The organism is Amycolatopsis granulosa (genome assembly GCF_011758745.1).
GTDB lineage: Bacteria > Actinomycetota > Actinomycetes > Mycobacteriales > Pseudonocardiaceae > Amycolatopsis_E > Amycolatopsis_E granulosa.
Map to the genome: position 1 here is coordinate 723929 of NZ_JAANOV010000001.1, position 26154 is coordinate 750082.

Below are 26154 nucleotides of genomic sequence, written 5' to 3' on the forward strand. Positions count from 1 at the left end.
GCGATCGCGGGGAACGCGGGAGCCTCCTGGGGCCACCGCCACCGCTCAGCCACCGCTCAGCCGAGGCCCAGCTCACGGGCGGCGACCACGGCCGCCCGCCGGTTGTTCACGCCGAGCTTGGCGTAGATCGCGCGGACGTGGGTCTTCACGGTGTTCACCGACACCCGCAGCTGCGAGGCCACCTCGTCGAGCCGCTGCGGTGAGGTCAGGTGCGTCAGCACGGCGCGTTCCCGTCCGGTGAGCGTCACCGCCGTGGCCGTGCCGGGGCCGGCCACGGCGGCGCGGATCCGCGTGGCGAGCGCCTCGGAGTCGCCGAACCCGCCCATCTGATCGAGCAGCAGCTTCTTCACCTCCGGGTCGGCGTGCGTGAACGGGCGGATGAGCCCGACCGGCACGGCTCGGGCGAGCGCCTCCTCCAGCCGGTCCCGGGCCCTGGTGCGGCATCCGAGGCGCAGGGCGGTGGCCGCGTCGAGGAGGTCCAGTTCCACGTCGGTGCCGGCGGCGAGCGCGGGTCCCCCGGGTTCGCGCGCCGCGCGCACGGCACGGTCGGCCCCCTGGAGGTCACCCCGGGCGAGCTGGGTGCGTGCCACGATGACGTGCGCTTCGGCGGCCCGGCCGAGACGGCGGGTGCCCCACTCGGCGACGTCCCGGGCGTGCGCGGTCTGCGCCAGGTCGAGCGCGCACTGGTGTTCGAGCATCATCACGCTCGCGGCGAGCGGAGGTGGCAGCGGAGCGCCGGACAGGGCGGCCCGGCTGTCCTGCAGCAGTCTCAGGCCGATCACCCGGTCGCCGCTGTCGAACCGTGCCACACCCTCCAGCACCGCGCCGGCGAAACGCAGCGCTCGTGGCTCGACGCCCGCCAGGGCGGCGGCGCAGGCCAGTGCGCCGCGCAGGTCGCACCGCAACAGCCGGACGAAGCCGAGCATCGCGTGGCACACCGCCAGCCAGGGCGCCCGTCCCCACGTGCCCCTGCCGGCGAGGGTGAGCGCCAGTTCGCTCGCCTCGGCCACCGCGCGGTGGTCGCCGGTGGCGGCCGCGAGCAGGGCGTGCGCGGTCGTGGTGTGCACCGTCAGGTAATGCAGGTCCTGTTCGTCGCTGAGCCGGCCGGCGGCCGCCAGCTCGTGCGCCGCGTCGCGATGGTCACCCGCGACGAGCAGTGCGACGCCACGGTCGAGGCGTGCCCACGCCTCCATCGCCGGCGAGGAGCAGGCCCCGTCCGCCCCCGGCACCGGCGCACGGCCACAGGCCAGCGCGTGCGCGGACACCACCAGGCGCCGGAAGGCCGCCAGCCGCTCGTCCGGCCCCGCAGGCCACACCCGCGCGCTGCGCGCGATGTCCGACTCGGCCGTGCTGAGCTCACCGAGCTGGAGGTGGGCGAGCGCGGAGAAGAGCAGCAGCCAGGGATCCCGCGCGACCGTGGTCCCGGCCGCGGTCAGCCCGCGCAGCACCAGCCCGGGCCTGCCGTCCAGCAGCACGTCCAGTCCGCGGTCGTGCAACAGGTCCGCGGCGGCCCGCTCGTCGCCGGTCCGCTCGGCGTGCTGCAACGCTTCCCGCGGGCGGTTCTGCCCGGCGAACCAGCGCGCGGCCCGGTGGTGCAGCGCGGTGACCAGATCCGGCTGACGGCGGGTGAGCTCGGCCCGCAGGTACGTCCGCAGCATGGGGTGGAGCTGGTACCACGGCTGCTCACCCTCGACCGCGGTGACCAGCACGCCCTCCCGCTCCAGTCCGGCGAGCACGGCCCCGGCGTCGTCCCGGCCGCTCAGCGAGGCGGCCAGCCGGGGTGTCACCTGGTCGCTCACGCTCACCATCGCCAGGATTTCCCGGGAATCCCCGGGCAGCTGCGCCAGAACCTCACCGGTGAGGAAGTCGGCCGTCGCACGATCGTCGTCGGCGAAGTGCGGCAGCAGACGTTCGGGGTCCCCGGCGGCGCGCAGGGATCGCGCGGCCAGGCGCAACCCGGCCGCCCAGCCGTCCGTCTGGGCCACCAGCCGCCGCAGCTGATCCTCGGTGAGCACGACCCCGGAACGCTCGAGCAGCTCCCGGGCCTCGACCGGGCCGAATCGCAGCGCGTCCGCCCGCAGTTCGCTCAACCGGCCCTGGACCCGCAGCCTGGCCAGCGGCAGCAGCGGATCCGACCGGGCGGCCAGGACCAGCCGGAGGTTGCGGGGCTGGTGGCGGATCAGCGACGCCAGCACGCGCACGACGTCCTGGCCGGGCAGCTCCTGCACGTTGTCCAGCACCACGACCAGCTCGCCGGGCAGAGCCTCGATCGTCTCGACGAGCTCGGCGACCGTCGACGCGACGTCGCCGGGCGGCGCGAACCTGCCGGGCCGCACGAGTTCCCGCCGGCCGGGCCCGCATTCCCCGATGGCGAACCGCAGGGAAGCCAGGAACCGCTCGGCCGTATCGTCGTCGTGGTCGAGTGAAACCCACACCACATCCCGGGTTCGCGTGCACATCCATTCGGCCAGCAGCAGTGTCTTGCCACATCCCGCGGGCGCACACACCAGGGTGACCGGGCTGGCCGCGACGGCACGCGCGACCAGGTCGCACAGACCACGCCGTGGCACGAAGTTTCCCGGTAGCCGCGGCGGCACAACCTTCGTACGCGGCACAGTCCATCGCCCGGCCGCCGTCCGGTCCGCACTCCTCTCCCGCATCACGGCCGAACGTACCGGGGGACGCGTGGGCCCGGTAGGGCCGACATCCCTCAGCGGTCGTCGCTCCGTTCCGCCGATTCCGCGCCGTTGACACCGAGAAGTCCCTGCGCGACGGCGATCCCGACGGCGTCCCGCCGCCGGTTCACACCGAGCTTCGCGTAGATGCCGCGGATGTGGGTTTTCACGGTGTTGGGTGACACCGTGAGGTCTTCGGCGATCTCCTCGACCGAGCGCAGCGTGGGCAGCAGCCGCAGCACCGCGCGTTCACGATCGGTCAGCGGATCGGGGATCGCGCTGACCCGCAGGTTCCTCCTGCGCGCCAGGAGTTTCGCCGCGAAGCCTTCGCTTGCCCCGATCCGGCCGAGCAGGCCGGTCAGCACGGTGATCACCTCGTCGGTCGCGAACACGAACGGCCACCACACATCCAGGCGCTCGGCGTCGGACAGCGCGCCGGTCACGAGCCGGCGGGCGCGGTCGGATTCGCCGTCGTGCACCGCGATCCGCGCGCGCAGCAGGCGAACCTCGATGCCGGACCACGGCAGCACAGCCGGCGCGCCGCCATCGACAGCCGGCTGCAGCGCCTTGGCCGCGGAAACGTACCGGCCGAGCGCGATCTGCGCGCGCGACTGCACCAGGTGCAGCTCGGTGGTGCCGTCGATCCGGCTCCGGCACCAGTCCACCACTTCGCGGGCGTGGTCGGCCGCACCGACCAGCAAGGCCGCACGGTGCTCCAGCACACCCGAGACCGCCGCGTACTCCGGTTGCAGCGCCCGGTCGGCGAGCCCGAGGCGCGCCCGGCGCATCCGCCGCAGGCCACCCTGCGGGTCGCCGGCGTCGAACTGCGCCGCTCCCCCCAGCATCTCCGCGGTCGTGAGCAGGTTGAGCCCGATGCGCGCAGTGGCGCCGTCGGCCGCGCGGCTGCTCTGCTCCACCAGCCGCACGCACTCCGCGGGCTGTGCCCGCAGCAGAGCACGGTAGGCGCGAACCACCCCGATCATGGCGTTGTCGATCGACCCCTCGGCACTGGTGCCGGCCTCGCCCACCCGGTCGCCGATCCGGTCCACCACGCGAAAATCGCCGTCCAGGACGGCGAGCTGGCCGAGCATCGTCAGCGCGCGGACCTCGACGTGGCGCTGACCGGCCGAGTGCGCCCGTCGCGCGGCGATGTCCACCTGGTCCTGCGTCCCGCCACGACGACCGCTCAGCAGCGCCTCCGTCGCGCGTTCCAGCCCGGCCAGCGCCGCCAGCTCGGTGTCGCGGGCCAGTTCGAGGTCCACCGCCCGGGCGGCGCGGCTCATCTCGGCGTGGTCACCGTCGAGCTGCGCCCGGCGGGACAAGGTCAGCTGTCTGAGCACCACCAGTTCCGGCGCCGGATCGGGCGGCCACGCGTCCTCGGCGTGGCGCAGGTGCAGCTCGGCGGTCCCGGTTCCGCCGGTTTCCAGGTTGAGTGCCGCCGCGATCAACGCCAGGTGCGGGCTCCGCGCCACCTGGCCGTCGTCGAGCACGCCGAGTGCCTGCCGCAGCGCCGCGTGCTCGCCGGCCAGGAAGAGCCGCACGGCGTCGGTGCGCAGGAGCGCCACCACGCGTTCCGTGTCCGCTGCCCGGGCGGAGTGTTCCAGCGCCCGCCCGGCATCGCCGCGGCCCTCGAACCAGGCCGCGACCCGGCGGTGCTGCGCGGCCAGCAGCCCCGGGTCGCGCCTGCCGAGATCGGCGAGCAGGTAGGTGCGCAGCAACGGGAGGATCCGGTAGCTGTCCGTACCGTCGGACTCCCGCACGACGCCGCCGGTGGCCGCGAGATCGTGCAGCACCGCCGCGGCGTCGGACCGTCCGGTCAGCGCGGCCGCCGGCTCCGGTGAGGTGTCCCCGCGCACACTCACCAGGCGGAGGAAGTCGCCCACGTCGTCGTCGAACCCGGCGAGCACCTCCTGATCCAGGTACTCCGCCAGTGCCCGGTCGTGTCCGGCGAGGAAGCCGTCGAGGCCGCCCTCCCGCACCGCCGACGCGGCCGCCAGCCGCAGGGCCACCGCCCAGCCTCCGGTCTCGGCGAGCAGCCGGTCGAGCGCCCCGGGCGGCACGCGGGCGCCGGTGATGGAGAACAATGCGCGCGCCTCCGCCGGGGTGAACCGCAGGTCGCCGGCACCCACCTCGGCGAGCCGATCCGTCAGCCGCAGGCGGGCCAGCGGAACCGGCGGTGCGCATCGTCCGGACAGCACCAACCGGAGACCGGCGGGCCGGTGCCGGACCAAGGCTTCCAGAGCCGTCCGGGAACCCGCCTCGCCGAGCACCTCCACGCCGTCGAGGATCAGGGCGACGGTCCTCGGCAATGCGTCCAGCGCGTCGACCACGTCGGCCAGGAACCCGGGAGCGGAACCCGGGTGCCCGGGCACGCCGAGGGTGCGCAGCGGGCTGCTGTGCGGGATGTCGGCCTGAGCGGCGAGCGCGTCCAGAACCGCCGACCAGAACCAGCGGTCGTCGCGGTCGTCCGGGTCGAGCGACACCATCGCCGTCGGAACGGGCGCGGCCCGGCGTGCCCATTCGGCGAGCAGCAGGGTCTTGCCCGCGCCCGCGGGAGCGCACACGATCGACACCGGCGACGTGGCGGCGCGGTCGAGCAGGGCGAGCAGCCGCGGACGCGACACGAAGTGCACCGGCAGGTCGGGCACCGCGATCTTCGTCTGCGGCACGCGCCTGCGTCGTTCCCCGTTCCCCGGGTCCCGCATCGCATTCCCTCTCGCCGGTAACCCAGTGTGGGCACCCCGCGCGTGAGTTTCCAGCGGCAGTCCACATCTCACCCACCACGGGCGAGGAAAGCGACGCGCCGGGCCTGGAGTGTGGCACTGCGGGCCGGACGTGGGGACGCCGGCAGCACCTGATCGAGGAGGCGGAGTCGTGCCGGAGATGAACTACGAGTTCCGGGTGCACGGGCGGTGTTCGCCGCACCTGCGTCAGGCGGTGGGTGAGTTCAGTGAGGTGAGCGTCGTCCCGGCTCCGCCGGAGACCATCATCTACGGCGCGGTCTCCGACCAGGCACACCTGCACGGGCTGCTGTTGCTGCTGGAGGACTTCGGTCTCCAGATCGTGTCGGTGCACCGCATTCCCGAGCTCCCCCGGACGGCGAGCGGCGACGAGTGACTGCGGAGGCTCCGCGGAACTACCCGGCCGATTCCCGCGGTTGGTCGATCACGCCGGCGGTTCGGGGCGGACGACCAGAACCGGACATCGCGCGCGCCGGACCAGTGCCTGGCTCGTCGAGCCCAGCAGCAGTCCCTTGAATCCGCCGCGGCCACGGCTGCCGACGACCACCAGCTGGGCTCCGCCGGATTCCGCCAGCAGCGCCGTCCGGGGGTCGGCGGGCACCAGATGACGGTGTACCTCCACGTCCGGGTGTTCCTCCTGCCGGCCCGCCAGGCGTTGTGCCAGCAGTCGCCGAGCATCCGGTTCCATGAATTCCCAGTACCGGAGATACCGGTCCACCCCGCTGGTGATGTCACTCCACGCGTGCACCGCGACCAGCGGCACCTCGCGGTAGGACGCCTCCTCGAAGGCGACACCAACGGCCTGCTCACTGGTGGGACTGCCGTCGACGCCCACCACCACCGGCCCGCCGGTCGGTACGGTCCCGTCCCGGTCACGGACGACCGCAACGGGGCAGTGCGCCTGGCTCACCACCGTCGCCACCGCCGATCCCAGGAGCATTCCGCCGGCAGCGCTCAGGCCGCTGTTTCCCAGGACGACCATCCGCGCCGTGCGCGAGAGGTCGACCAGGAGCGCCGCCGCTGATTCGGACACCGCCTCCGTGGCCACGGGGAGCGTGCCGTCGACCGAGAGCGCCACCCGGCGGGCGTCGGTGACGATGCGTTCCGCGGCGCTCTGGGCCAGGTCGAACAACTCGTCCATCACGGCGACACCGGCACCGTAGAACCGGGCGGTCGCCTCCATGGCGTGTGCGATGAGGAGATCCAGGTTGCGGTGCGACGCCATCCGCGCCGCCCACCGCACCGCTTCCCCGGCACCTGCTGACCCGTCCGTTCCGACGACCACACTGCGCGCCGGCGCGGTCATGCCCGCCACCGTCCTTCCCACTGGTCGACGGCACCGTCGCCGCGGCACTGGTTCCCCGGGTGGCTCACCGTGCTCGAAGATCCACCTCCGCCGTTCATCGTGACCGTCCCGGATGAGCAGCGGCGAGTTCGGCCGCGTTCACCGGCGAGAGTGGCGGCTGCCCCGTCAGCACTCGCGTCACCTCGCAGGCGGCGAAGTCGCGGACGGTGCGGATCGCTTCCTCGGAGTAGTAGGCCGCGTGCGGCGTGATGATGACGTTGTCCAGGCCGAACAGCGGGTTGACCGGTTCCCAGTCCCGCTGCTTGGCGGGTTCTTCCTCGATGTCGTCCAGACCGGCGGCGGCGATCCACCCCTCCTTCAGCGCCACGTAGAGGGCCTTGTCGTCGACGATGGGCCCGCGGGCCGTGTTGACGAGGATCGATGTCGGCTTCATGCGGCGGAGCTCCGGCTCGCCGATGAGGTGGTGTGTCTCGGGGGTGAGCGGGGCCTGGACCACCAGGTAGTCCGTCCGGTCGATCAGCTCGTCGAACGAGACGGGCTGGGCGCCGTGCGCCGCCACGTCCCCGGAAGCCAGGTACGGATCGTGCGCGACGACCTGCATGCCGAACGCGTGTGCCCTGGCCGCGACCGCTTGCGCGATCGCGCCGAACGCCAGCAGCCCCAGGGTGTGTCCTTGCAGCCGCTGGACCGGTTGGCCGGCCTGCCACCGCCAGGTCCCCGCGCGGGTCGCGCGATCGTAGACACCGATCTTCCTGGCGCAGGCCAGGAGCAGGGCCATGGCGTGGTCGGCCACCTCGTTCTCGCACCAGTCGCTGGGGACGTTGGTCACCAGGATGCCGCGCCGGGTAGCCGCGTCCACGTCGACGATGTCGACGCCGGTGCCGTACCGCGCGATGACCTTGCACCGCGTGAACTCGTGGATGGCCGTGGCGCCGACGGTGGCGTACTGGGCGATGACCGCGTCGGCGTCCCTGGCGGCCGCGATGACGTCGTCCTCGGTCTTGCAGTCGGCGGCGACCAGCCGGAGGCCGGCGCCTTCGATGATCGCTCGCTCGATGTCCACGTCGCCGTAGTCGTAGTCGGCGATGACGACGGTTTGCCGCATGTGATGTGTCATTTCCTGGCACCTTCGCGCGGTGGAGGGCGGTGGTTGTCCTAGGTGATCGAGGCTCCTTCGGCGGTGCTGCCGGCGACGCGTGAGTACAACGACAGGATTCCGCTGCTGTGGCGGGGCTGCGGCGGCTTCCAGATGCCGCGCCGCTCCGCCAGCACCGCCTCGACCTCGTCCGCCGGGCGGTGCTCGCCCTTGATCCCGACGATCGCCAGGCGCCGTTCGGGTGCGTTGATCTCGATGAGGTCGTTGTCCTCGATGAGCGCGATGGGGCCGCCATCGAGTGCTTCCGGTGCGACGTGCCCGATGCAGGGGCCTCTCATCGCGCCCGAGTAGCGGCCGTCGGTGACGATCGCGGTGGTGGTGTTCAGAACGCGGTCGGCGGAGAGGATGGCGGCCGCGTAGTACATCTCCGGCATGCCGTTCGCCCGCGGTCCCTCGTAGCGGATGACGAGTACGTCCCCGGGTGCTATCTGACGCATGACCAGCGCGTGGACCGCCTCCTCCTCGAAGTCGAACACGCGCGCCGGTCCGGTGTGGACATGCATTTCCTCGGGCACCGAGAAGGTCTTGATCATCGCGCCCCCGGGTGCGAGGTTGCCGTACAGCACGGCCACGCCGCCGTCGGCGCTGAACGGGTCGGACCGCGGGCGGATGATCTCGTCCCGCTCGACCTTGACGTTGTTGAGGTAGCCGCGCCGTTCGGCGAAGAAGTAGGGATCGCGCTCGATGTCCTCGAGGTTCTCCCCGAGCGTCTTGCCCGTCACGGTGAGACAGCCCAGGTGCAGCATTTCCCGGAGCTCGAGCATGACCGCGGGAACCCCGCCCGCGTACCAGAAGTATTCGACCGGGTAGCGGCCGGTCGTCTTGACGTTCGCCAGCACCGGGACCCGCCGGTGGATGCGGTCGAAGTCGTCGATGGTGATCTCCACGCCCGCCTCCCTGGCGATCGGCGGGAGATGCAGGAGCGCGTTGGTCGATCCTCCGACGGCGGCGTGGATGATGATGGCGTTCTCGAACGCCTCACGGGTCAGGATGCGCCGTGCCGTCAGGTTCTTGTCGATCATGCTGACGAGCTGCTTACCCGTCGCGCGGGCGTAGCGCAGCAGTTTGGTCAGCGGTGCCGGAACGAGCGCGGATCCGGGCAGGGCGAGGCCGAGTGCCTCGGCCAGCACCTGCCCGGTGCTGGCGCTGCCCATGAACTGGCAGGCCCCGCAGGTCGGGCAGGCGCCGCGCTGCGCGCTCTCGAGGTCCCGGCGGGGAAGCTCGCCTCGTTCGACCGCGGCGCCCATCTCCCACATCTTGTTCGACGTCACGTAGTCGGGGGCGTTCAGCTGCGTGCCGCCGGGCAGGTGAATCGCCGGCAGGTCACAGCGGGCGATGGCGAGCAGGTGAGCGGGCACCGACTTGTCGTTGCCGGAGATCAGGACCATGCCGTCGTGGGGATGCCCCAGCGCATGGATCTCGACCATGGCCGCCATGATGTCGCGGGAGATGAGCGAGTAGCTCATGCCCTCGGTTGCCTGAACGACGCCGTCGCAGATGTCGCTGACGGTGAAGACACCCGGTTTCCCGCCGGCCTCGTAGACGCCGTTGCTGACCTCCTCGATCAGCTCCCGGAAGTGGAACGTGCCCGGGTGCCCCATCCCGTACGCGCTGTCGACCAGTACCTGCGGCTTGCCCAGATCTTCCTCGGTCCAGTTCATCCCGAGGCGGAGCGCGTCTCCCTGGTGGTTGACCATGCGCAGTCGCTGGCTGCGCAGCATCGGCCGGCTCGGTTCCATCGGTCTTGCCCTCCCTTCCGCGCCGGCGGGCGGCTAGCTGGTTGTTGACTGCGGTCCGGGCCCGTCCGAGCCCGCGGGGTACTCCTCGAGCGGGACGAGATCCTTGGCCCAGGCGGACAGCACGGGGGTCAGGACGCGCCAGGCTTCCTCGGCTTCGTCGCCGCGGATGGACAAGGCCGCGTTCCCGTCCAGGACGTCGAGCAGCAGCCGGCCGTACGCGGGCAGCTCGGGCGGGTCGATCCGGGCGGTGAGCGTCAGCGGGGCCAGGACGTTGGCGTTGGCCCCGATGCCGGTCAGCTCCAGGGTCACGGTTTCGGGATCGAGCCCGAACCGCAGCACGTTGGGCAGCGCTTCCCCGCCGTGGCCCAGGGGCAGGTGCGGGACCGGCCGGAAGTGCACGGCCACCTCCTTGCGATCCCGCCCGAGCGCTTTCCCGGTGCGGAGCCGGAAAACCGTTCCCGACCAGCGCCAGTTGTCCAGTTCCAGCTCCAGCTCGGCGAAGGTCTCGGTGCGCCGGGCGGGGTCGACGCCGTCCTCACCGGCATAGGCCGGGACGTCGTGGTCGTCCAGCCGCCCGGCCGTGTAGCGGGCGCGGCGGGTGCGGTGCACGATGTCGGCGTCGGTCAGGGGCCGCACCGAGCGGAGGACGTCGAGCTTGCGGTCCCGCAGGTCGCGTTCACCCAGGCTGATCGGAGGTTCCATCGCGACGAGGCAGAGCAGTTGCAGCAGGTGGTTCTGCACCATGTCCTTGAGGGCGCCGGCCCCGTCGTAGTAGCCCGCCCGGCCCTCCAGCGCCAGCGACTCGTCCCACCGGATGTCCACCTCGTCGATGTGCACGGCGTTCCAGACGGGCTCCAGCAGGCGGTTGGCCAGCCGGGTGCCGAGTACGTTCTGGACTGTGGTCATGGCCAGGAAGTGATCGACGCGGAACACCGCTTGCTCGGGCACGAGGTCGGCGAGCAGGCGGTTCAGGCTCATCGCGCTGTCGAGGTCCTCGCCGAACGGCTTCTCCAGCACGATCCGGCTGCCCGCCGGCAGGTGCGCCTCGTGCAGCGCGGAGACCGCGGCGGGGAACACCGCCGGAGGCAGCGCCAGATATGCGGCCACCGGACTGTCACCGGCGACGACGGCCGCGACGCCGGCGGGGTCGGTGACATCGGCCCGACGGTAATCCGCGGAGGACACGACCGCCTCGCGGGCGGAGGCCGGAAGCTCCTGGCCGTGCCGGTCGAGCTGGGCGGTCACCCATTGCCGGAACTCGTCGGTGTCCCAGTTCTCCCGGCCGGCGCCGATCCACCGGAATCCGTCGGGAAGGTGCCCGGCACCGCGCAGCACGGCGAGCCCGGGCAGCAGGTAGCGCGCGGTGAGGTCACCGGTCGCCCCGAAGATCGCCAGTCGCTCGATCATCGCGTCCCGCCTGCCCTGGCCCGGCTGAGCGTCACGCCGCTGGCGATCACGCCGATGTGACTGAACGCCTGGGGGAAATTCCCGATGAACTGACCCGTGGACGGGTCGATCTGCTCCGGCAGCAGGCCGAGCGGACTGGCCCGGTCGCACAACGCGGTGTACAGCTCCTCCGCCTCATCGAGCCTGCCCTGCAGGGCCAGGTTGTCGACCAGCCAGAAGCTGCACAGCAGAAAGGCGCCCTCGTCACCGGCGATACCGTCGGGTGAGTCGTGGTGCAGGTAGCGGTAGAGCAGGCCACCGCCCGCCGACAGGCGCTCCGCCACAGCCGCGGTGGTGGCCGCCATCCGCGGATGATCCGCGGGGAGCACCCCGCGGAGGGGGAGGGCCAGCAGGCTCGCGTCCAGGCTGCCGCCACCGTCGAGATGCTCACTCAGCGTCCGGGCTTCCTCGTTCCACGACTCGTCCAGGATGATCTGGCGCAGCTTGCTCGCCTCCGCCCGCCAGGCCGGGAGCGGTCCGCGCAGGCCCAGCCGCTCGCCGATGGCCGCGGCCCGCTCCAGCGCCACCTGGCACATCGCCGCCGAGTAGGTGAAGACCCGGCCCTGGCTGCGCACCTCCCAGATCCCCTGGTCGGGAACGCGCCAGGCCTCGCCCGCGGCCTCGGCCAGGTTGACCAGCGCCGCCCACAGCGGCTGCTCCAGCTGGTTGCCCGCGCGCACCCACTGATCGGCGCAGTCCAGGACCTCGCCGTAGACGTCGTGCTGACGCTGATCGGCCGCACCGTTGCCCCACCGGACCGGTGCGGAGCGCCGGTAACCCTCGAGCTCGGGGTCCTCCCATTCCGCCGGTACCGGGCCGCCGTCGAGGTCATACATGATCCGTGGCTGCGGGTACCGCTCGAAGGCATCCAGAACCCAGCCCAGGAACGCGTCGGCCTCATCCGCGAATCCGATCCGCCGCATCGCGAACACGGTGTACGCCGCGTCCCGGATCCAGGTGTACCGGTAGTCCCAGTTCCGCACCCCGCCGACCGGCGCCGGCAACGACGACGTCGGCGCCGCGACGACCGATCCGTTGACCCAGTGGTCGCACAACTTCAAGGTGATCGCCGACCGCCGGACCAAGGGCTCGGCCGGCCCGTCGTAGCGCAACCGCGTCATCCACCGGCGCCACGCCCCTGCGGTGTCCTGCAGCATCGTCGCAGCGTCGAACCGGTGGTGACGGTGAACCCGGCCCCAGGACAGCACCAGGTCCATCGAGTCACCCTGAACCAGGTCATGGGTGCCGCGCAGGCCGCCCAGCGGACGGCTGGACCGCAGGTGCAGCCGCAGGTCCGGCCGCCGCGCCGGCATGACCACCAGCCCGCTGGCGGCACGCCGCACCTGGGCACCGCCGCGGGGCTCCAGCTCCACCCGCAGCCGGGCACTTCCGTCCAGCACCACCACCGACCGGACCAGCTCGCCGCGGCCCGCGGGCACGTCATCGGTCAGGTCCGCGCCCGGGCGCAGCGCCAGCGCATCGGTGACGCGGACCGTCCCGGTGGCGCAGCGCAACTCGGTGACCAGCACCCCGGTGTCGGGCTCGTAACGCTGCCGGGCCGCGGTCAGCCCCTCCGGGGTGATGCGGAAGTGGCCGCCGTGATCCCGGTCCAGCAACCCGCAGAACAGCGGCGCGGAGTCGAAACGCGGAAGGCACAGCCAGCAGACGCTGCCGTCCAGCCCCACCAGCGCCGCGGTCGACCCGTCGCCGATCAACCCCAGGTCCTCCAGTGGCGGGTAGCCGTCGCGGGTCGCAACCGGGCGGAAAGGAGGATCAGCCTCGAACATCCCGGACCTCCCGCCTGCGGCAGCGGCGGATGCCGGCGTCACGTCTGCCGTCGGGCTCCGAGCCGGTGACTGTGGCCATGACATCTCCCGGATTTTCGGCGCACGGATGAGAGCGGTGCTTACCGGCTTAACAGGTGCGCCGCAGCGCCACCTCACCCGCGCCGGGTGAGGTGGACACACGATCGCGGGCGGAGGCGGCTCCGGGTGGCGGGCACACCGGCGCACCTCGCAACGCCAGAGCCCACCGGGGTGGCATCGAACCGGCGAAAAACCCGCAGGGCTGCCGGGTCGGCGCGCGGGTGCGCGGACCGTCGTCGCCGGGTTCGCGGATCAGCCGAGCCGGTACAGCGGCGGCCTCCGCGATCCGAGGTAGCTGAAGTCGCTGCGTGCCCGGGACACCTCGGCGGTGTCGATCGTCGCGCGGAGCAGGTCCGGGCCGGTGCCCGACTGCGCCAGGTCCCGGCCGTCCGGCGCGAGGATGCGGCTGCGCCCGACGTAGCGCGTGGTGTCCTCGGCCCCGATCCGGTTGACGTAGGCGAGGAACACCTGGTTCTCCCACGCCCTCGTCCACACCAGGTGGTCGTTGACACCGAGGTAGGGCTCCATGTTCGCGGTCGGCACCAGCACCACTTCGGCGCCCGCGAGCGCGGCGGTGCGGACGGTTTCCGGGAATTCGACGTCGAAGCAGATCATCACCGCGAACCGCACCCCGCGGTAGGTGACCTGCGCCGGAGGTTCGCCGCCGGGGTCGAACCGGCTGTCCAGATCGCCGTACAGGTGCGCCTTGGAGTAGCGCGCGAGCAGCTTTCCGGTGTCGTCGACGAACACGGCGTCGTTGCGAACCCTGCCGTCCCGGCCGGGGCTGGGCAGGCCCGCCACGATCGCGACTCCGTGCCGCGCCGCGATGTCGGCCACACGCGCGGTGAGGTCGAGCTGGGCGAGACCGGTGAGATCTCCGACGTCGTAGCCGGTCACGAACAGCTCGGGCGTCACCAGGACGTCCGCCGAGGCCCCGGCCGCCGCGCGGTCCAGCTCGGCGAGGTTCGCCTCGACGTCCCGGGGTGTTCCGGCGCTCTGCAGGGCCGCCAGGCCGAGGGTGGTCATGCCGTCACCGGGAGGCCGAGTTCGGCACGCAGCTGCGCCGGGGTCGCGATCGGCCGTTCCAGCTGCTCGGCGATCGCGACCGCGGCGGCGACGAGTTCCGCGGAGTCCGCGGCCTGGCGACGGCGCCGGATGCGCAGGTTGTCCTCGATCCCGACCCGCACGTCCATGCCCGACGCGGCGGCGATCGCGCCGAGCCGCAGCTGCCCGGGGTATCCGACGCCGGCGACGCTGACCGCGGCCAGATCCGTGCCGAGGATCCGGTCGGCGGCCTCGCGCAGCGCGAACAGGTCCTGCGGGCTGCCCCCGGCGCCGCCCAGCACGCCCAGCACGAACTGGATCCGCACCGGGCCGGTGAGCGTGCCCTCGTCGAGCAGGAACCGGGCCATCGACAGGTGGCTCAGGTCGTACACCTCCAGCTCCGGCGTCACGCCCAGCTCGGCGAACGCGGTGGCGAACCGCCGGATGGTGCCGAGCGTGTTGGTGAACACGACCGAACCGGACCGCTCCAGCACCTCCTTCTCCCACTCGTGCCGCACCGCCGGCCAGCGCGCGGGATTCGGGAAGCCCTCGAAGTTCATCGTGCCGAGGTTGAGCGTCGCGATGTCGGGGCGGGACGCGACCACACCCTCGATCCGCTGGTCGGCTGTCATGTCGACGGACCCGCCGGTGGTGACGTTGACGACGACGTCGCACTGTTCGCGGATCCCGGACACGATCTCGGTGAACATCCGCGGCGACGCGGTCGGACGGCCGTCGGCCTCGCGGGCGTGCAGGTGCACCACGGTGGCCCCGGCGCGGGCGGCGGCCACCGAGGCCTCGACGATGGCGTCCGGCCCGCACGGCACCGCGGGGCTCTGGCTGGGCAGGACGTCGCCCCCGGTGACAGCGGCGGTGAGGACGATCGGGTCGTACGGGGCACGCATGGTGGAACCTTTCTGGGTGTCGGAAGGATGATCCCGGGTTCAGGCCGGGAGGTAGGTCTCGCTCCAGCGCTCGCTGACCACGCCGTCGCGCAGCATCGTGGCGATGTCGCCGGGACCGTAGCCGAGCTCGGCGAGCACTTCACGGGTGTGCCGGCCGTATCGCGGCGCGTCGGAGGGCATCCGGACCGGCAGGTCGGCGCCGCGGATCGCCTGCGGCGCGACCAGGTCGACCTCGTGCCCGCTGGGGTAGCGGTCGTGCCGCACGAACACCCCGGTCGAACGCAGCGGGACCGGTCCGGCGCTTTCCCGCACCAGGCCCCGCTCGCGCAGGGTGGCGATGTGCTCGATGCGCTGGACGGCGAAACCGCGAGGAGCAAGCAGTTCCGCCCAGTGATCGACGTCGTGGTCGGCGAAGGTGTGGTCGGCGAAGGCGTGGCCCTGGTCCTCGTGCGGGCCGGCCAGGAAGAACCAGCCGTCGGCGGCGCGGTGGCACCGGTAGCCCGGCGACGCGCCGAGGGTCCCGGGGCCACTGGGCTCGGGCAGGTCGTCGCGGCCCGGTCCGTCGTGCAGGAACGGGATCTGCAGCAGTTGCCCGGCCGCCGCCAGTGACGTCCGCATGACCTGGGGCTGGTCGCGTCCGGTGGTGCGGATCAGTGCCGCGACGGTGGCGAACGCGGCGCAGAACCCGGCGAGCGCGTCGATGGTGCCCAGGTGCGCGTGCTCCTCGGGTGTGCCGGGACCGCCGCCGAAGCGGGTCATGATCCCGGTGCAGGCCTGCACGTTGTCGTCGTAGCCGACCGCGCCGGACCGCGGGCCGGGACTGGGGCCGCCGTAGGCGTCGATCCGCACGAGCACGATGCCGGGCCGCAGGGCGTTGAGCCGGGCGGGGTCGAGGCCGAGCCGGTGCATCTGCTCCACGGTCCCGTTGAAGGTCACGACGTCGGAGGTGGCCACCAGCCGGTCGAGGATCTCGCGTCCGGCCGGGGTCTTCAGATCGGCCAGCACACTGCGTTTCCCGCGCTGGGCGTGCAGGCCGACGACGATGGCGTGGTACGGGTCGAACCCGGGCGTCGGCGGGTCGACGCGGACCACCTCGGCACCGAACCGCGCCAGGGTCGCGCCGACCATCGGGCCCGCGATCACGTTGGTCAGGTCGAGGATGCGCACCCCGGACAGCGGCAGGCCACCGTCGGCACCGTCCGCTTCGGACGGTGCCGGTTCCGGCCGGGGCGTGCCGAATCCGCCTTCGGTGTCGCGGGCGGCGGTCCGCCGGGGCGGGCTGTTCTCCGCCCAGACCACCGGTCCGGGCACGGTGAGACCGCCCTCGATCGGGGCGACCAGTCCCGCGGCGCGGGGATGTCCGGACCGGATCCACTCGACGGTGCTGCGATGCGCGGCGCCGGGGATTCCGGCCGCGTCGAACCGGCGCTCCCATTCCTCGGCGGTACGGGTGCGGAACACCTCGCCGATCAGTTCGGTCAGCCGCGCGGTCCAGCGGGCCGACAGCGGGTACGCCAGCAAGGTGCAGTCGACGCCGTCGGGCCAGGTGCCGCTGTCGGTGTAGGGGTCGACGAGCGGGATTCCTTCCGCCAGCACGGTTTCCCACAGCCCGAGCAGCTTCAGCGACCGCACCGCGTGCGTGCGGTGGGCGGGACAGCAGTGGTAGAACAACCGGCCGTCGCGGCAGACGTAGCTGCGGTAGAAGGGGTCCAGCAGCGACTGGACCTGGTCGTAGGTGAGGTCCATCGGCTCGCCCGCGCGGCGGCGGCGGTTGATCTCGTGCTCGCGCAGGGACAGGTACCGCGGCGGCAGGTCCGACACCGCCAGTGAGTTGAACGCCAGCCCCTCCAGCACGGCCTCGGCGAGCGGGACTTCGAGCACGTCACCCCGGCCGGTGCGGTCGCGGGCCTTGAGCGCCACCGTCACGGCCAGCGCCCCGAGCGCCGCCGCGTAGGCGGACGCCAGCGGCAGCGGCGTGAACGACGGGTCGACGCCCATCAGGACCCGGTTGAGCCCCATGTCGGTGTACCCGCCGGTCGCGGCCATCACGACGCCTTCCCAGCCGGGCGTCGCCCGCCGTGGATCGCCCTCGCCGAATCCGGGCAGCGACAACTGCACGGCGCGCGGGTTCAGCGCGGTGATCTCCGCCGGCCCGAGCCCGAATCCGGCCATCACGCCGGGGCGGAAGTTCTCGATCACCACGTCGGCCTGGGTGATGAGGCCCTGGGCCGCGCGCAGCCCGGCCGGCGTGGTGAGGTCGAGCCGCCGGACGGCTTTGCCGCAGCCGAGTGCCGCCGCGGCCGGCGACCGCCAGCGCGGACCGCCGGGCGGATCGACGTGGACGACCTCCGCGCCGAGGTCGGCGAGCATCAGCGCGACCGCGGGCCCGGCCACGTACTGACCGAAGTCGAGCACGCGGATGCCGGTCAGCGGCGCAGTGGATTCCTCAGGCACGAGCCCTCCTCGAGATCAGATCGCGCAGGATCGCGGCGGCGGTTGTTTCGGCCGTGGCCGGGGCCAGGGTCATGCCGAGCTGGCCGTGCCCGGTCGCCGCGTACAGTCCGGGCCGCAGCCGGCGGGTGATGGGCAGGCCGTCCGGCGTCATCGGGCGCGCGCCCTGCCAGACGGTGCCGTCGGCGCCGAGGTCGGCGTGCGGCAGCAGACGGCTCGCCGCCCGGCGCAACCCCTGGGTGTCCGGCTCGGCCGGTGGCCGGCCGCCGAGCTCCATCCCGCCGGTCAGGCGCAGCAGCCGGCCGCGCTGGCCCAGCACGACGTGGTGGTCGAGGTCGACCACGGCGTGGTGCAGCACCGGTTCGCACGGCACGGTGACGCTCCAGCCCCGCCCGGCCTCGACGGCCAGCCGGGCCCCCGCGGTACGGGCGAGCGCGGGGCTGTCCGCCCCGGCGGCGATCACGACGACGTCAGCGGCAAGGGGCCCCGCGTCGGTGTGCACGCCGCGAACGCCGTCGGCCCGGATCGACTCGACCCGCGCCCGGTGGAGGCGGGCCCCGTGCCGCTCGGCCGCCTGCCGCACGGCCTCGGTGGTACGGGCGGGATCGAGCAGTGCGTCACCGGGGAACCGCACCGCTCCGGCGAGACCGGCCAGGTGCGGTTCCAGCTCGGCCACCGCGGCCGCGTCGAGGAGCTCGGCGGTCACGCCGGACTGCGCCAGCCGGACCGCGCTCCGGTAGTGATTGCGCAGTGCCTTCGCGTTGCGGCTCACCGCGAGCGTGCCGGCCGCACTGAGTCCGAAGTGGACGTTCTCCTCGTGCGCGAACTGTTCGTACCACCAGCGGCTGCGGTGGGCCAGTGCGGCGATCCGGCTCGCGGCCCGCCACGACCGGCCCGGCCGGGACGCGAGCGCGAACCGTCCGAGCCAGCCCGCGGTGGCCGCCGTGACCGGGAATCGCAGCGTGATGTCCTGGCCCCGGCCGAGCAGCCCGCGTACCCCTTCCGCCAGCATGGCCGGATGCGCCATCGGCCGGCTGTAGCTCGGGACGAGCAGCCCGGCGTTCCCTTCGGACGCGCCGGTGCCCGGCCGCGGATCGACCAGCGTGACGTCGGCGCCCGCCCGGGCGAGCTGGTAGGCCAGCGCACTCCCGACGATGCCTGCTCCGACGACGATCACCTGGCCGGTCATGCCACCGGCTCCGGCCAGATCTGCGGTTGCTCGACGGCGGCGCCGATGCGGAACGGGGTCGCGTCGTCGAACGGCCGCCCGGCGATCTGCACCCCGGTGGGCACGCCGTTGGCGGCGAAACCGGATGGCACGGCGAGCACCGGGCAGGAAGACATGATGTTGAACGGCAGGGCGGGCAGCGCTTCGAAGTAGTGGCCGAGCGGACGGCCGTCGACCTCGGGGCCGTAACCGACGTAATCCTCCCCGGCGATCAGGCCGCGGGTGCCCGCGGCCGGGCAGACCAGGGCGTCGAAGCGCTGGAACAGCTCACCGACCGGCGCGGCGAGCTCCGCTTCGAGTTCCAGGCCGTCGAGCACCGTCGCACCGCCGGCGCGTTCGCGCGCCCAGCGGGTGAACTCGACCGCGTAGGGGGTCTGCGCGACTCCCGCCACCGCCGCGGCGAAGCCGTGGTGGAAGTGGATCGCCGCCGCCCGCAGGACCTTCTCCCGTGGCACGGCCAACCCGACGGTCTCCACGTGCGCCCCGGCATCGCGGAGGCGCTCGGCGAACGCACGGGTGTTGCGGCGGACATCGGGATCGACCGGCCAGTCCCCCAGATCTTCCGACAGCGCGATGCGGAGCCCGCCCAGCCCGCCCGCCGGCGCGGGCAGGGTGTAGAGCGGCAGCGAGCCGAGATCGTAGGCGACGGGCCCGGCGACCACGTTCTGCAGCAGCGCCACGTCGGCCACGCAACGGGCAAGGACTCCCGAGTGGACGTAGGTGTCGAGGTGGAACGGTGAATCGACCGGGACGCGCCCGCGCGGCGGCTTGAACCCGACCACACCGCTGAACGCCGCCGGTACCCGGATCGAGCCAGCGGTGTCCGATCCGGTGGCCAGCACCGTCGATCCCGCGGCGAGCGCCGCGGCCGAACCGCCCGAGGAACCACCCGGGGAGAACTCGGGATTCCACGGGTTGCGCGTCACGCCCCAGAGTGAGGAATGCGTGAACGCCGCCGTCGCGAACTCCGGCGCGGTGCTGCGCGCGTGCACGATCGCCCCGGCGTTCTGTACCCGCCGGATGAACTCGGCGGTGTGCCCGGCGACGGTGTGCTCGTGGACCCGCGATCCCTGGGTCCACGGCTGGCCCGCGATCGGCTCGTCCTCCTTGACCACCGTGGGCAGTCCGTCGAGCGGCCGGGGACTGCCGTGCCCGCCGTACCGCCGTTCGGCGGCCTTCGCCTGCTCCAGGGCACTTTCGAACATGCGGTACGCCAGCGCGTTGACGACCGGCTCGGTCCGCTCCGCCCGGGCGATCACCGCCTCGGTCAGCTCCACCGGCGACAGCTCGCGGGCCCGGAACGCCCGCAGTGCCCCGACCGCGGAGAGGTGATGCAGCGCGTTCGTCGTCACCACGCCACCTCGGTCCCGATCCGCTCGTCCTCCGCGCGCCGGATCAGGTGCCAGGCCACCGCGGCGTCCTGCACCCCCAGGCCGACGCTGAGGTAGGTGATCACGTCCTGCGCCCCGGTACGGCCGGACCGCTTTCCCGCCACGACATCGCCCAGTGCGACCAGCTCCAGCTCCGCTCCGTGCGCGACCACCGGACCGCAGTGCGCACGGGCGGTGGCGAGGTGGTCGACGACCACGGCGTGGCTTTTGTCGAGCACGTCGGCACCGACTTCGCGGCGGTGCTCCTCGAACGACCCGATGCTCAGCACGGTCGCGCCCGGCGCCAGGAGTTCCGCCCCGAACAGCGGCTCGGTGGCCAGCGTCGCGCACACCACGACGTCGGCGCCGTCGAGTGCTTCCCCGGCCGTCGGCACGGCCCGCACCGGGTTCCCCAGTTCCGCCGCGCTCGCCTCGCGTTCCGCGGCAAGCGGGGACCACATCCGGACGTCGGTGAGGGCGAGGACCCGGCTCAGCGCGCGCACATGCGCGCGGCCCTGCGTGCCGGCGCCGAGGACGGCGAGTGTCCGGGCACCCGGCCGGGCCAGATGCTCGGCGGCGACCGCGCTGGCCGCGGAGGTGCGCAACGTGGTGATCGCGGCGCCGTCCATCAGCGCGACCGGGCGCCCGGTGTCCGGGTCCAGCGCGGTCAGCACCGCGTGGATCGTCGGCAGCCCCCGGGAAGCGTTGCCGGGGTTGACACTGCCGAACTTCGACACCGGTCCGGTCGCGGAGTCCAGCCGGGCGGCGTAGCAGAACACCGTGGATGGTTCGGTTGCCGGCCCGCCGCCGATCTTGTCCGGCTGCCAGGCGGTTCCGGTGCCCAGTGCGGTGAACGCCTCGCGCTGGGTGGCGATCGCGGTGTCGATGTCGAGGAGCGCCTCGATGTCGGTCCGGGTCAGCAGCCTCATCGCCGGCCCACCCGTCCGGCCTCCTTCGGCGCGTCGGCGAGCAGTGCTTCCGCTGCCGCGCGGACGTCCCCGGGCAGCGGCGTCGACCGCGCGGCGACGAGATCGACGTGCACGCCCAGGATCTCCGCCGTCGCCCGCAGCCGCCCGGCGGCGGTCATCTCGTGCCAGAACACCAGCCGCTTGCCGTCGACCTCGGTGACCTGCGTGGTCACGGTGACCTCCTCGCCGGGCAGCACCTGCTCCAGGTAACGGATGTGCGCCTCCACGGTGAACAGCGAGCACTTCGCCCGCTCCCGGTACGCCGGCGGCATCCCGATGTGCGCCATGGCGTGCTCGGTCGCGTCGCCGAACAACAGGACGTAGTAGGCCTCGCTGAGGTGCTGGTTGTCGTCTATCCATTCCGGACGGAGACCGCGCCGCAGCGGCGGGATGGGGGTCACGACTCGCCCCGCACCGCGCGCAGCACGGCGATCACCTTGCGGTCGCGTTCGGTGACCAGTTCCGTCGTCGAGCGGTGGCCGGTGGTCTCGCCGATGCCCTCGATCAGGGTGGTGCGCAGGTCGTCGGTCAGCTCCGGAGCGTCCAGCCGGGTCCACGGGTAGTCCACCCCGAAGTGGTCCAGCGCGTGCGCCATGCCGCCCTCGCCGCCGGCGAGGTGGAACGTGGTGCAGGGGCCCTGGAACGGCCAGCGCAGCCCGGGTCCGGCGATCACCGCGGTCTCGATCTGGTCCACGGTGGCCTCGCCCGCGTCGATCATGTGCAACGCCTCGCGCCACAACGCTTCCTGCAGCCGGTTCGCGATGAACCCGGGCACCTCGCGGTCCATCACGATCACGGTTTTCCCGGCGCGGGTGTAGAACTCGCCCGCCCACCGCACCGCCCCGGCGGCGGTCCGTTCCCCGCCGACGACCTCCACCAGCGGCAGCAGGTACGGCGGGTTGAACGGATGCCCCACCACGAGGCGTTCCGGGTGCGCCGCGGCCGCCTGCATGTCGGTCATCCGGTAGCCCGAGGTCGACGAGCCCACCACGACCCCCACCGGGGCGGCGGCGTCGATCCGGGCGAGCAGGTCCGCTTTCAGCGCCAGGTCCTCCGGAGCGCTTTCCTGCACGAAGTGCGCGTCGGCCACCGCTTCGGCCAGCGTCGCGGTCACGGTGAGCCGGTCGCGCGACGCGCCGGCCGCGAGGCCCAGCTCGGTGAGCGTCGGCCAGGCGGTGTCGACGAGGCGGCGCAGCCGGGCTTCGGCGTCCGGAGCCGGATCCCAGGCGCTCACCTCGAACCCGCGGGCCAGGAAGTGCGCGACCCAGCCGCCGCCGATCACCCCGGCCCCGACGCACGCGACGCGCCGCACCGCACCCGGCTCGACAGACGATTCCCACATCAGGCAGAACTCCTTGCGTTGGTCTCGCTGCGCCGCCGGTCGGTGACCCGGCGCAGCACGTAGAGCGCGAAGGCGAGGGCGAGCACGCCGACGCCGATGAGCTCGTCGCGCCAGCTCCCGTAGCCGGTCAGCTCCGGGTGCAGCGCGGCGACGACGAGGAACACGAGGTTGACCACCGCGAACGCCGCGGCCAGCGGGATCCCGAGCCGCCCGACGCGGAACGCCCGGTCGGGCGCCACGTTGTCACGCCGGAGCAGGACGTAGCCGGCGAGCGCGATGACGACCGCGATCAGGTACCCCAGGTTGGAGGCGAAGACGATGCCGAGCACGTTGCCGATGAAGATCACCAGCGCGACGTTGAGCAGCAGCCCGGCGGTCATCGCACGGGACGGCATCGCCTTGCGGTTGAGGCCACCGAGGGATTTCACGGTGAGCCCGTCCACCGCCATCCCGTGCAGGGCCCGCCCGCTGTCGGCGGTGGACACCGACATCAGGTTGAGCATGGCCAGGCACAGCACCACGACAGCGAGCCAGCCCGCGCCGCCGAAGAGGTTCTCGAACATCACCACCACGAACCCGAGTGGTTCGGCGGCGATCAGGCTCTCGTCCGTCGTGCCCGCCGCCAGTACCGGCAGCAGCACGAACACCGCGAGTGCGGCGGCACCGGAGGAAATCAGCGCGCGGGGCGCGTCGGTGCGCGGATTGCGGTACTCCGGTGTGAAGGTCGCGGCGATTTCGGTGCCGTAGACCGTCCAGCCCATGAGGAACAACCACACGCAGGCGACCACGAACCCGGACTGGCCGCCCGTGCCGAGACCCCAGCCGAGCCGGTCGAACCGCAGGTGCCCGCCCACGACCGCGGTCACCGCGGCGACCACCAGCACGATCAGGACGAGGCCGTTCGCCGCGGTGCTGAACCCGACGGCCAGCCGGATGCCGAGGGTGTTGATCAGCCACACGAACAGCAGCGCCAGCACGGCCACGACGTGCTCGACGCCGAGGTGCATCCAGCCCAGGTGCAGCGACGGCGCCCCGGCGAACCACTGCGCGCCGATGAGCCCGCCGATCACCAGCGCGTTGCCCGCGAGCCCGAACGACCAGCCGATCCAGTACCCGGCCGAGGCCACCGCACCCGCCGGCCGGCTGCGCGAACGCCACGCTTCGGAGGCGTACAGCGCGATCCCGCCGGCCTTGCTGGGAAACATCGACGCCATCTCGGCGTAGAGGAAATTCTGCCCGATGGCGAGCAGGCCGGACACGGCGAGCAACGCGATCGCCGCCCACGCGCCGAGCCCGCCGATCCAGTAGCCGAGCACCGCGAGTGCACCGGCCGGCAACGCGACGGCGAGCGAGAACGCGTCCCGCCAGCTCATCGTGCGGCGGAATTCCTCCCCGGCCGCCTCCGGACGAGCTTCTTCGACAGCCATTGTCGTCCGCTCCTCACCCCGCCGGTGTTCGTGGCGTCGTGGTCCCCCGGCAGTGAGCCGGGCGCCGCGGCGGGTTCTGCCGGAAATCGTCGCCAGCGGGGCGGCTATAAGTCAACGCTCCACTTTTCTTGGGTATCCATAAGTGTTAGCTTTGATCAGTGACCCTGGACGACCTGCGGGTGTTTCTCGACGTGTGCGAGCGCGGCAGTTTCACCGCCGTGGCGAAGACGTTGTCGTGCAGCCAGTCGGCGGTGAGCCAGCACGTCCGCCGGCTCGAGCGGGAACTGGGGTTGCCGCTGCTGGAGCGGCTGCCGCGCGGGGTGCTGCCCACCCCGGCCGGGCGCCTGTTGCGCGACGCGGCGGCAGTGGGCGTCGGGCGGATCGACGCGGCGGCCGAGCGGCTGCGCGCGATGGCCCGCAGCGGCGGGGTCGACGAGGTGCGGATCAGCACCGGATCGGCCACCGTGCGGGCCTTCATGCGTGACGCGATCACCACGTTGCAGACGCGGTATCCCGACGTGAAGCTCACCTTCCGCACCCAGCCGACCACGCGGGACTGCCTGGCCGACATCGAGGCGGACCGGTCCGACATCGCGCTGGTCTCGATCGTCGGCCCGATCGCCGGGGTGGAGATCCGCCCGATCGTCGCGTTGCAGTGGACCCTGACCGTCCACCGCGACGACCCGCTTGCCGCGCGGGACTCCATCACGGTGGACGAGCTGGCGACGCTGCCGAACCTGGTGCTGCCGGTGTCGTCCAGCTCGCTGAGCGCACTGCATCCGATGCTGGGCGCGGCGAACTTCCGCGACGCCGGGGTCGCGGAATGGGACACGGCCATGCTGCTCGCGGAAACCGGGGTGAACCGCGCACTCGTCGCGACCATCCCGCGCTACGCGCCCGCGGAACTGCCGCACCTGCGGTTCGTCCCGATCGACGACCTCAAGGCGCCGACCGCCGGCTGGGCCGCCCGCAGCTGGGCGGAGCTGCCGAAACCGATCCTGGAATTCGCGGAGACCGTCGAGGCGGAGATGCGGAAGTAGAACCGGGACACTAGCGGGCATCGCCCGCGTCGCGCGGCGACGTGGCGGCCGGGCGCATCCGGGACGCGACAACCACCGCGAGGACAGCAACCACGGCCATGGCCAGGAAGGCGTCGGAGTAGGCCGCGCCTTCATGGCCGGAGTGCAGCGGGTTGATGGCGCCGCTGCCGCTGTGCTGCCGCGCGGTGATCAGCACGCCGAACAGCGCGGGGCCGGTGCCGGCGCCGAGGAACTGCGCTCCCTGGAGGATGCCGAGGCCGACGCCGACCTGGTCGGCCGGCAGCGCGCTCGCCGCGGCGCTGATGATCGGGGTGATGACGATGATGAAGCCCACGCTGAGCCCGAGAATCCCGATGCCCGCGGGGAGCACCGAGGCGCCCGCGGCGAAGGTCGAGAGGAACAGGGCGAACAGCGCCATCGCCACGAGGCCCACCAGTACCAGGGGCCGGGTGCCGATGCGGTCGGCGAGGCGACCGATCACCGGCGAGAGGACGGCGACGGCGGCCCCGGCGGGGATCATGACCAGGGCGCCGGTCCCGGGGGTGAGACCGTTGACGTCCACGACCAGCTGCGGAACGAACACCAGCCCGCCGAGGTTGACGAGCATGGACAGGAACAGCGCGACGACCGCCGCCCGGTAGACGCGGTTGGTGAACAGTGCGGGCGGGACGAACGGCTGTGCGGCGCGGACGGTGCGCCACCCGAAGAGCGCGAGTGCCACGACCGCGACGACGAGGGTGGCCCAGGAGGAGAATGCGGCGAAGCCGGTGACCTGCGCCTGGGTCATCCCGAACAGAACCAGCCCGGCGCCGAGGCCCAGGAAGATGCCGCCGGGAAGGTCGAACCGGCCCGCGCCCGCCGGGGACTCGCCCGGGAGCGCGCGCAACGCCGCGGGCAGCAGGACCAGCGCGACCACGAGCATGAACCAGAACAGCGCGGGCCAGCCGAGGAACTGGCCGATCCCACCGCCGAGCGCCGGCCCGGCGGCAGTGCCGATACCCGCGGCCGAGGAGACGACACCGATCCCCATCCCCCGCTTGTCCGCAGGCAGCAAGCGGGTGACCGCGATGATCGAGAGCACCGGTAGCCCGGCCGCGCCCATCCCCATCACGACTCGCCCGAGCACGAGCACGAGCAGCTCCGGGGCAAGAGCGCAGATCACGCTCCCGATGGCGTAGGTCAGCAGGGCGAAGCCGAACAGCCGCCGCAGGCTCACCCGGTCCGAGATGCGGCCGTAGACGGGGATTCCGACGGAGAACATCAGCAGGAAGCCGGTGACGACCCAGGCGAGCTCGGCCTCGGAAGCCCCGAACTGCTCCCCGATCGACGGGAGCATGAGATTGACCATGTCGCTCGCGATGACCGTGACGAGCACCGCCGGCAGGAGCACGGCCAACAGGGCCGGCGTCGAGCCGGTTCGTTCGGTTGTGGCCGGCGTGCGTGTCATTCGA

19 protein-coding genes are annotated in these 26154 nt (G+C 72.7%); 2 read left to right on the plus strand and 17 right to left on the minus strand.

The genetic code is table 11. The features are described from left to right. Positions 1-56: 56 nt before the first annotated feature. Positions 57-2570, minus strand: a complete 2514-nt coding sequence (locus FHX45_RS03565) for a winged helix-turn-helix domain-containing protein (protein WP_167096592.1) — start codon at positions 2568-2570, stop codon at positions 57-59. 140 nt (positions 2571-2710) lie between these two features. Next, entirely contained in the window at positions 2711-5380 is a 2670-nt protein-coding gene (locus FHX45_RS03570; RefSeq protein WP_167096594.1) for a winged helix-turn-helix domain-containing protein, read from the minus strand. 178 nt (positions 5381-5558) lie between these two features. Between FHX45_RS03570 and FHX45_RS03575 the strand changes: the two genes are divergently transcribed. Beyond that, complete coding sequence (locus tag FHX45_RS03575; RefSeq protein WP_208406436.1) at positions 5559-5792, plus strand: hypothetical protein; 234 nt, start codon at positions 5559-5561, stop codon at positions 5790-5792. 48 nt (positions 5793-5840) lie between these two features. Here the strand turns inward: FHX45_RS03575 and FHX45_RS03580 are convergent, their stop codons facing one another. From FHX45_RS03580 to FHX45_RS03645, 14 genes are all read right to left on the minus strand, one after another. Continuing rightward, on the minus strand, positions 5841-6722 hold the full coding sequence (locus FHX45_RS03580) for a universal stress protein (protein ID WP_167096598.1): 882 nt from the start codon (positions 6720-6722) through the stop codon (positions 5841-5843). A 94-nt stretch (positions 6723-6816) separates the two neighbouring features. Next, entirely contained in the window at positions 6817-7839 is a 1023-nt protein-coding gene (locus FHX45_RS03585; RefSeq protein WP_208405790.1) for a C-terminal binding protein, read from the minus strand. Positions 7840-7877: 38 nt separating this feature from the next. Then, on the minus strand, positions 7878-9617 hold the full coding sequence (ilvD, locus tag FHX45_RS03590) for a dihydroxy-acid dehydratase (protein WP_208405791.1): 1740 nt from the start codon (positions 9615-9617) through the stop codon (positions 7878-7880). Between the two features lie 33 nt (positions 9618-9650). After that, positions 9651-11024 (minus strand): glucose-6-phosphate dehydrogenase, encoded by a 1374-nt coding sequence (locus FHX45_RS03595; protein ID WP_167096600.1) that lies wholly within the window; start codon positions 11022-11024, stop codon positions 9651-9653. Beyond that, positions 11021-12850 (minus strand): glycoside hydrolase family 15 protein, encoded by a 1830-nt coding sequence (locus FHX45_RS03600; protein ID WP_167096602.1) that lies wholly within the window; start codon positions 12848-12850, stop codon positions 11021-11023. The genes FHX45_RS03595 and FHX45_RS03600 overlap by 4 nt, the downstream gene beginning before the upstream one ends. Before the next feature lie 330 nt (positions 12851-13180). Continuing rightward, entirely contained in the window at positions 13181-13954 is a 774-nt protein-coding gene (locus FHX45_RS03605; protein WP_167096603.1) for a carbon-nitrogen hydrolase family protein, read from the minus strand. Then, the gene (locus tag FHX45_RS03610; RefSeq protein WP_167096604.1) at positions 13951-14877 is read right to left on the minus strand and encodes a beta-keto acid cleavage family enzyme; all 927 of its coding nucleotides are present in this window, start codon (positions 14875-14877) and stop codon (positions 13951-13953) included. Before FHX45_RS03610 ends, FHX45_RS03605 begins: the two co-directional genes overlap by 4 nt. Positions 14878-14916: 39 nt before the next feature. Then, positions 14917-17331, minus strand: coding sequence for a CoA transferase (locus tag FHX45_RS03615; RefSeq protein WP_208405792.1), 2415 nt, complete (start codon positions 17329-17331; stop codon positions 14917-14919). Then, positions 17324-18517, minus strand: a complete 1194-nt coding sequence (locus FHX45_RS03620; RefSeq protein WP_167096605.1) for an NAD(P)/FAD-dependent oxidoreductase — start codon at positions 18515-18517, stop codon at positions 17324-17326. The genes FHX45_RS03615 and FHX45_RS03620 overlap by 8 nt, the downstream gene beginning before the upstream one ends. After that, positions 18514-19908 (minus strand): amidase family protein, encoded by a 1395-nt coding sequence (locus FHX45_RS03625; RefSeq protein WP_167096606.1) that lies wholly within the window; start codon positions 19906-19908, stop codon positions 18514-18516. Before FHX45_RS03625 ends, FHX45_RS03620 begins: the two co-directional genes overlap by 4 nt. Then, positions 19905-20855, minus strand: coding sequence for an ornithine cyclodeaminase family protein (locus tag FHX45_RS03630; protein WP_167096607.1), 951 nt, complete (start codon positions 20853-20855; stop codon positions 19905-19907). Before FHX45_RS03630 ends, FHX45_RS03625 begins: the two co-directional genes overlap by 4 nt. Further along, positions 20852-21295 (minus strand): thioesterase family protein, encoded by a 444-nt coding sequence (locus FHX45_RS03635; RefSeq protein ID WP_341771338.1) that lies wholly within the window; start codon positions 21293-21295, stop codon positions 20852-20854. Before FHX45_RS03635 ends, FHX45_RS03630 begins: the two co-directional genes overlap by 4 nt. Continuing rightward, entirely contained in the window at positions 21292-22236 is a 945-nt protein-coding gene (locus FHX45_RS03640) for a 3-hydroxyacyl-CoA dehydrogenase NAD-binding domain-containing protein (protein ID WP_167096608.1), read from the minus strand. Before FHX45_RS03640 ends, FHX45_RS03635 begins: the two co-directional genes overlap by 4 nt. Next, entirely contained in the window at positions 22236-23663 is a 1428-nt protein-coding gene (locus FHX45_RS03645) for an APC family permease (protein ID WP_167096609.1), read from the minus strand. Before FHX45_RS03645 ends, FHX45_RS03640 begins: the two co-directional genes overlap by 1 nt. Positions 23664-23821: 158 nt before the next feature. Between FHX45_RS03645 and FHX45_RS03650 the strand changes: the two genes are divergently transcribed. Next, complete coding sequence (locus tag FHX45_RS03650) at positions 23822-24703, plus strand: LysR family transcriptional regulator (RefSeq protein WP_167096611.1); 882 nt, start codon at positions 23822-23824, stop codon at positions 24701-24703. 10 nt (positions 24704-24713) lie between these two features. Here the strand turns inward: FHX45_RS03650 and FHX45_RS03655 are convergent, their stop codons facing one another. After that, complete coding sequence (locus FHX45_RS03655; RefSeq protein WP_167096613.1) at positions 24714-26150, minus strand: MFS transporter; 1437 nt, start codon at positions 26148-26150, stop codon at positions 24714-24716. Between the last annotated feature and the right edge of the window lie 4 nt (positions 26151-26154).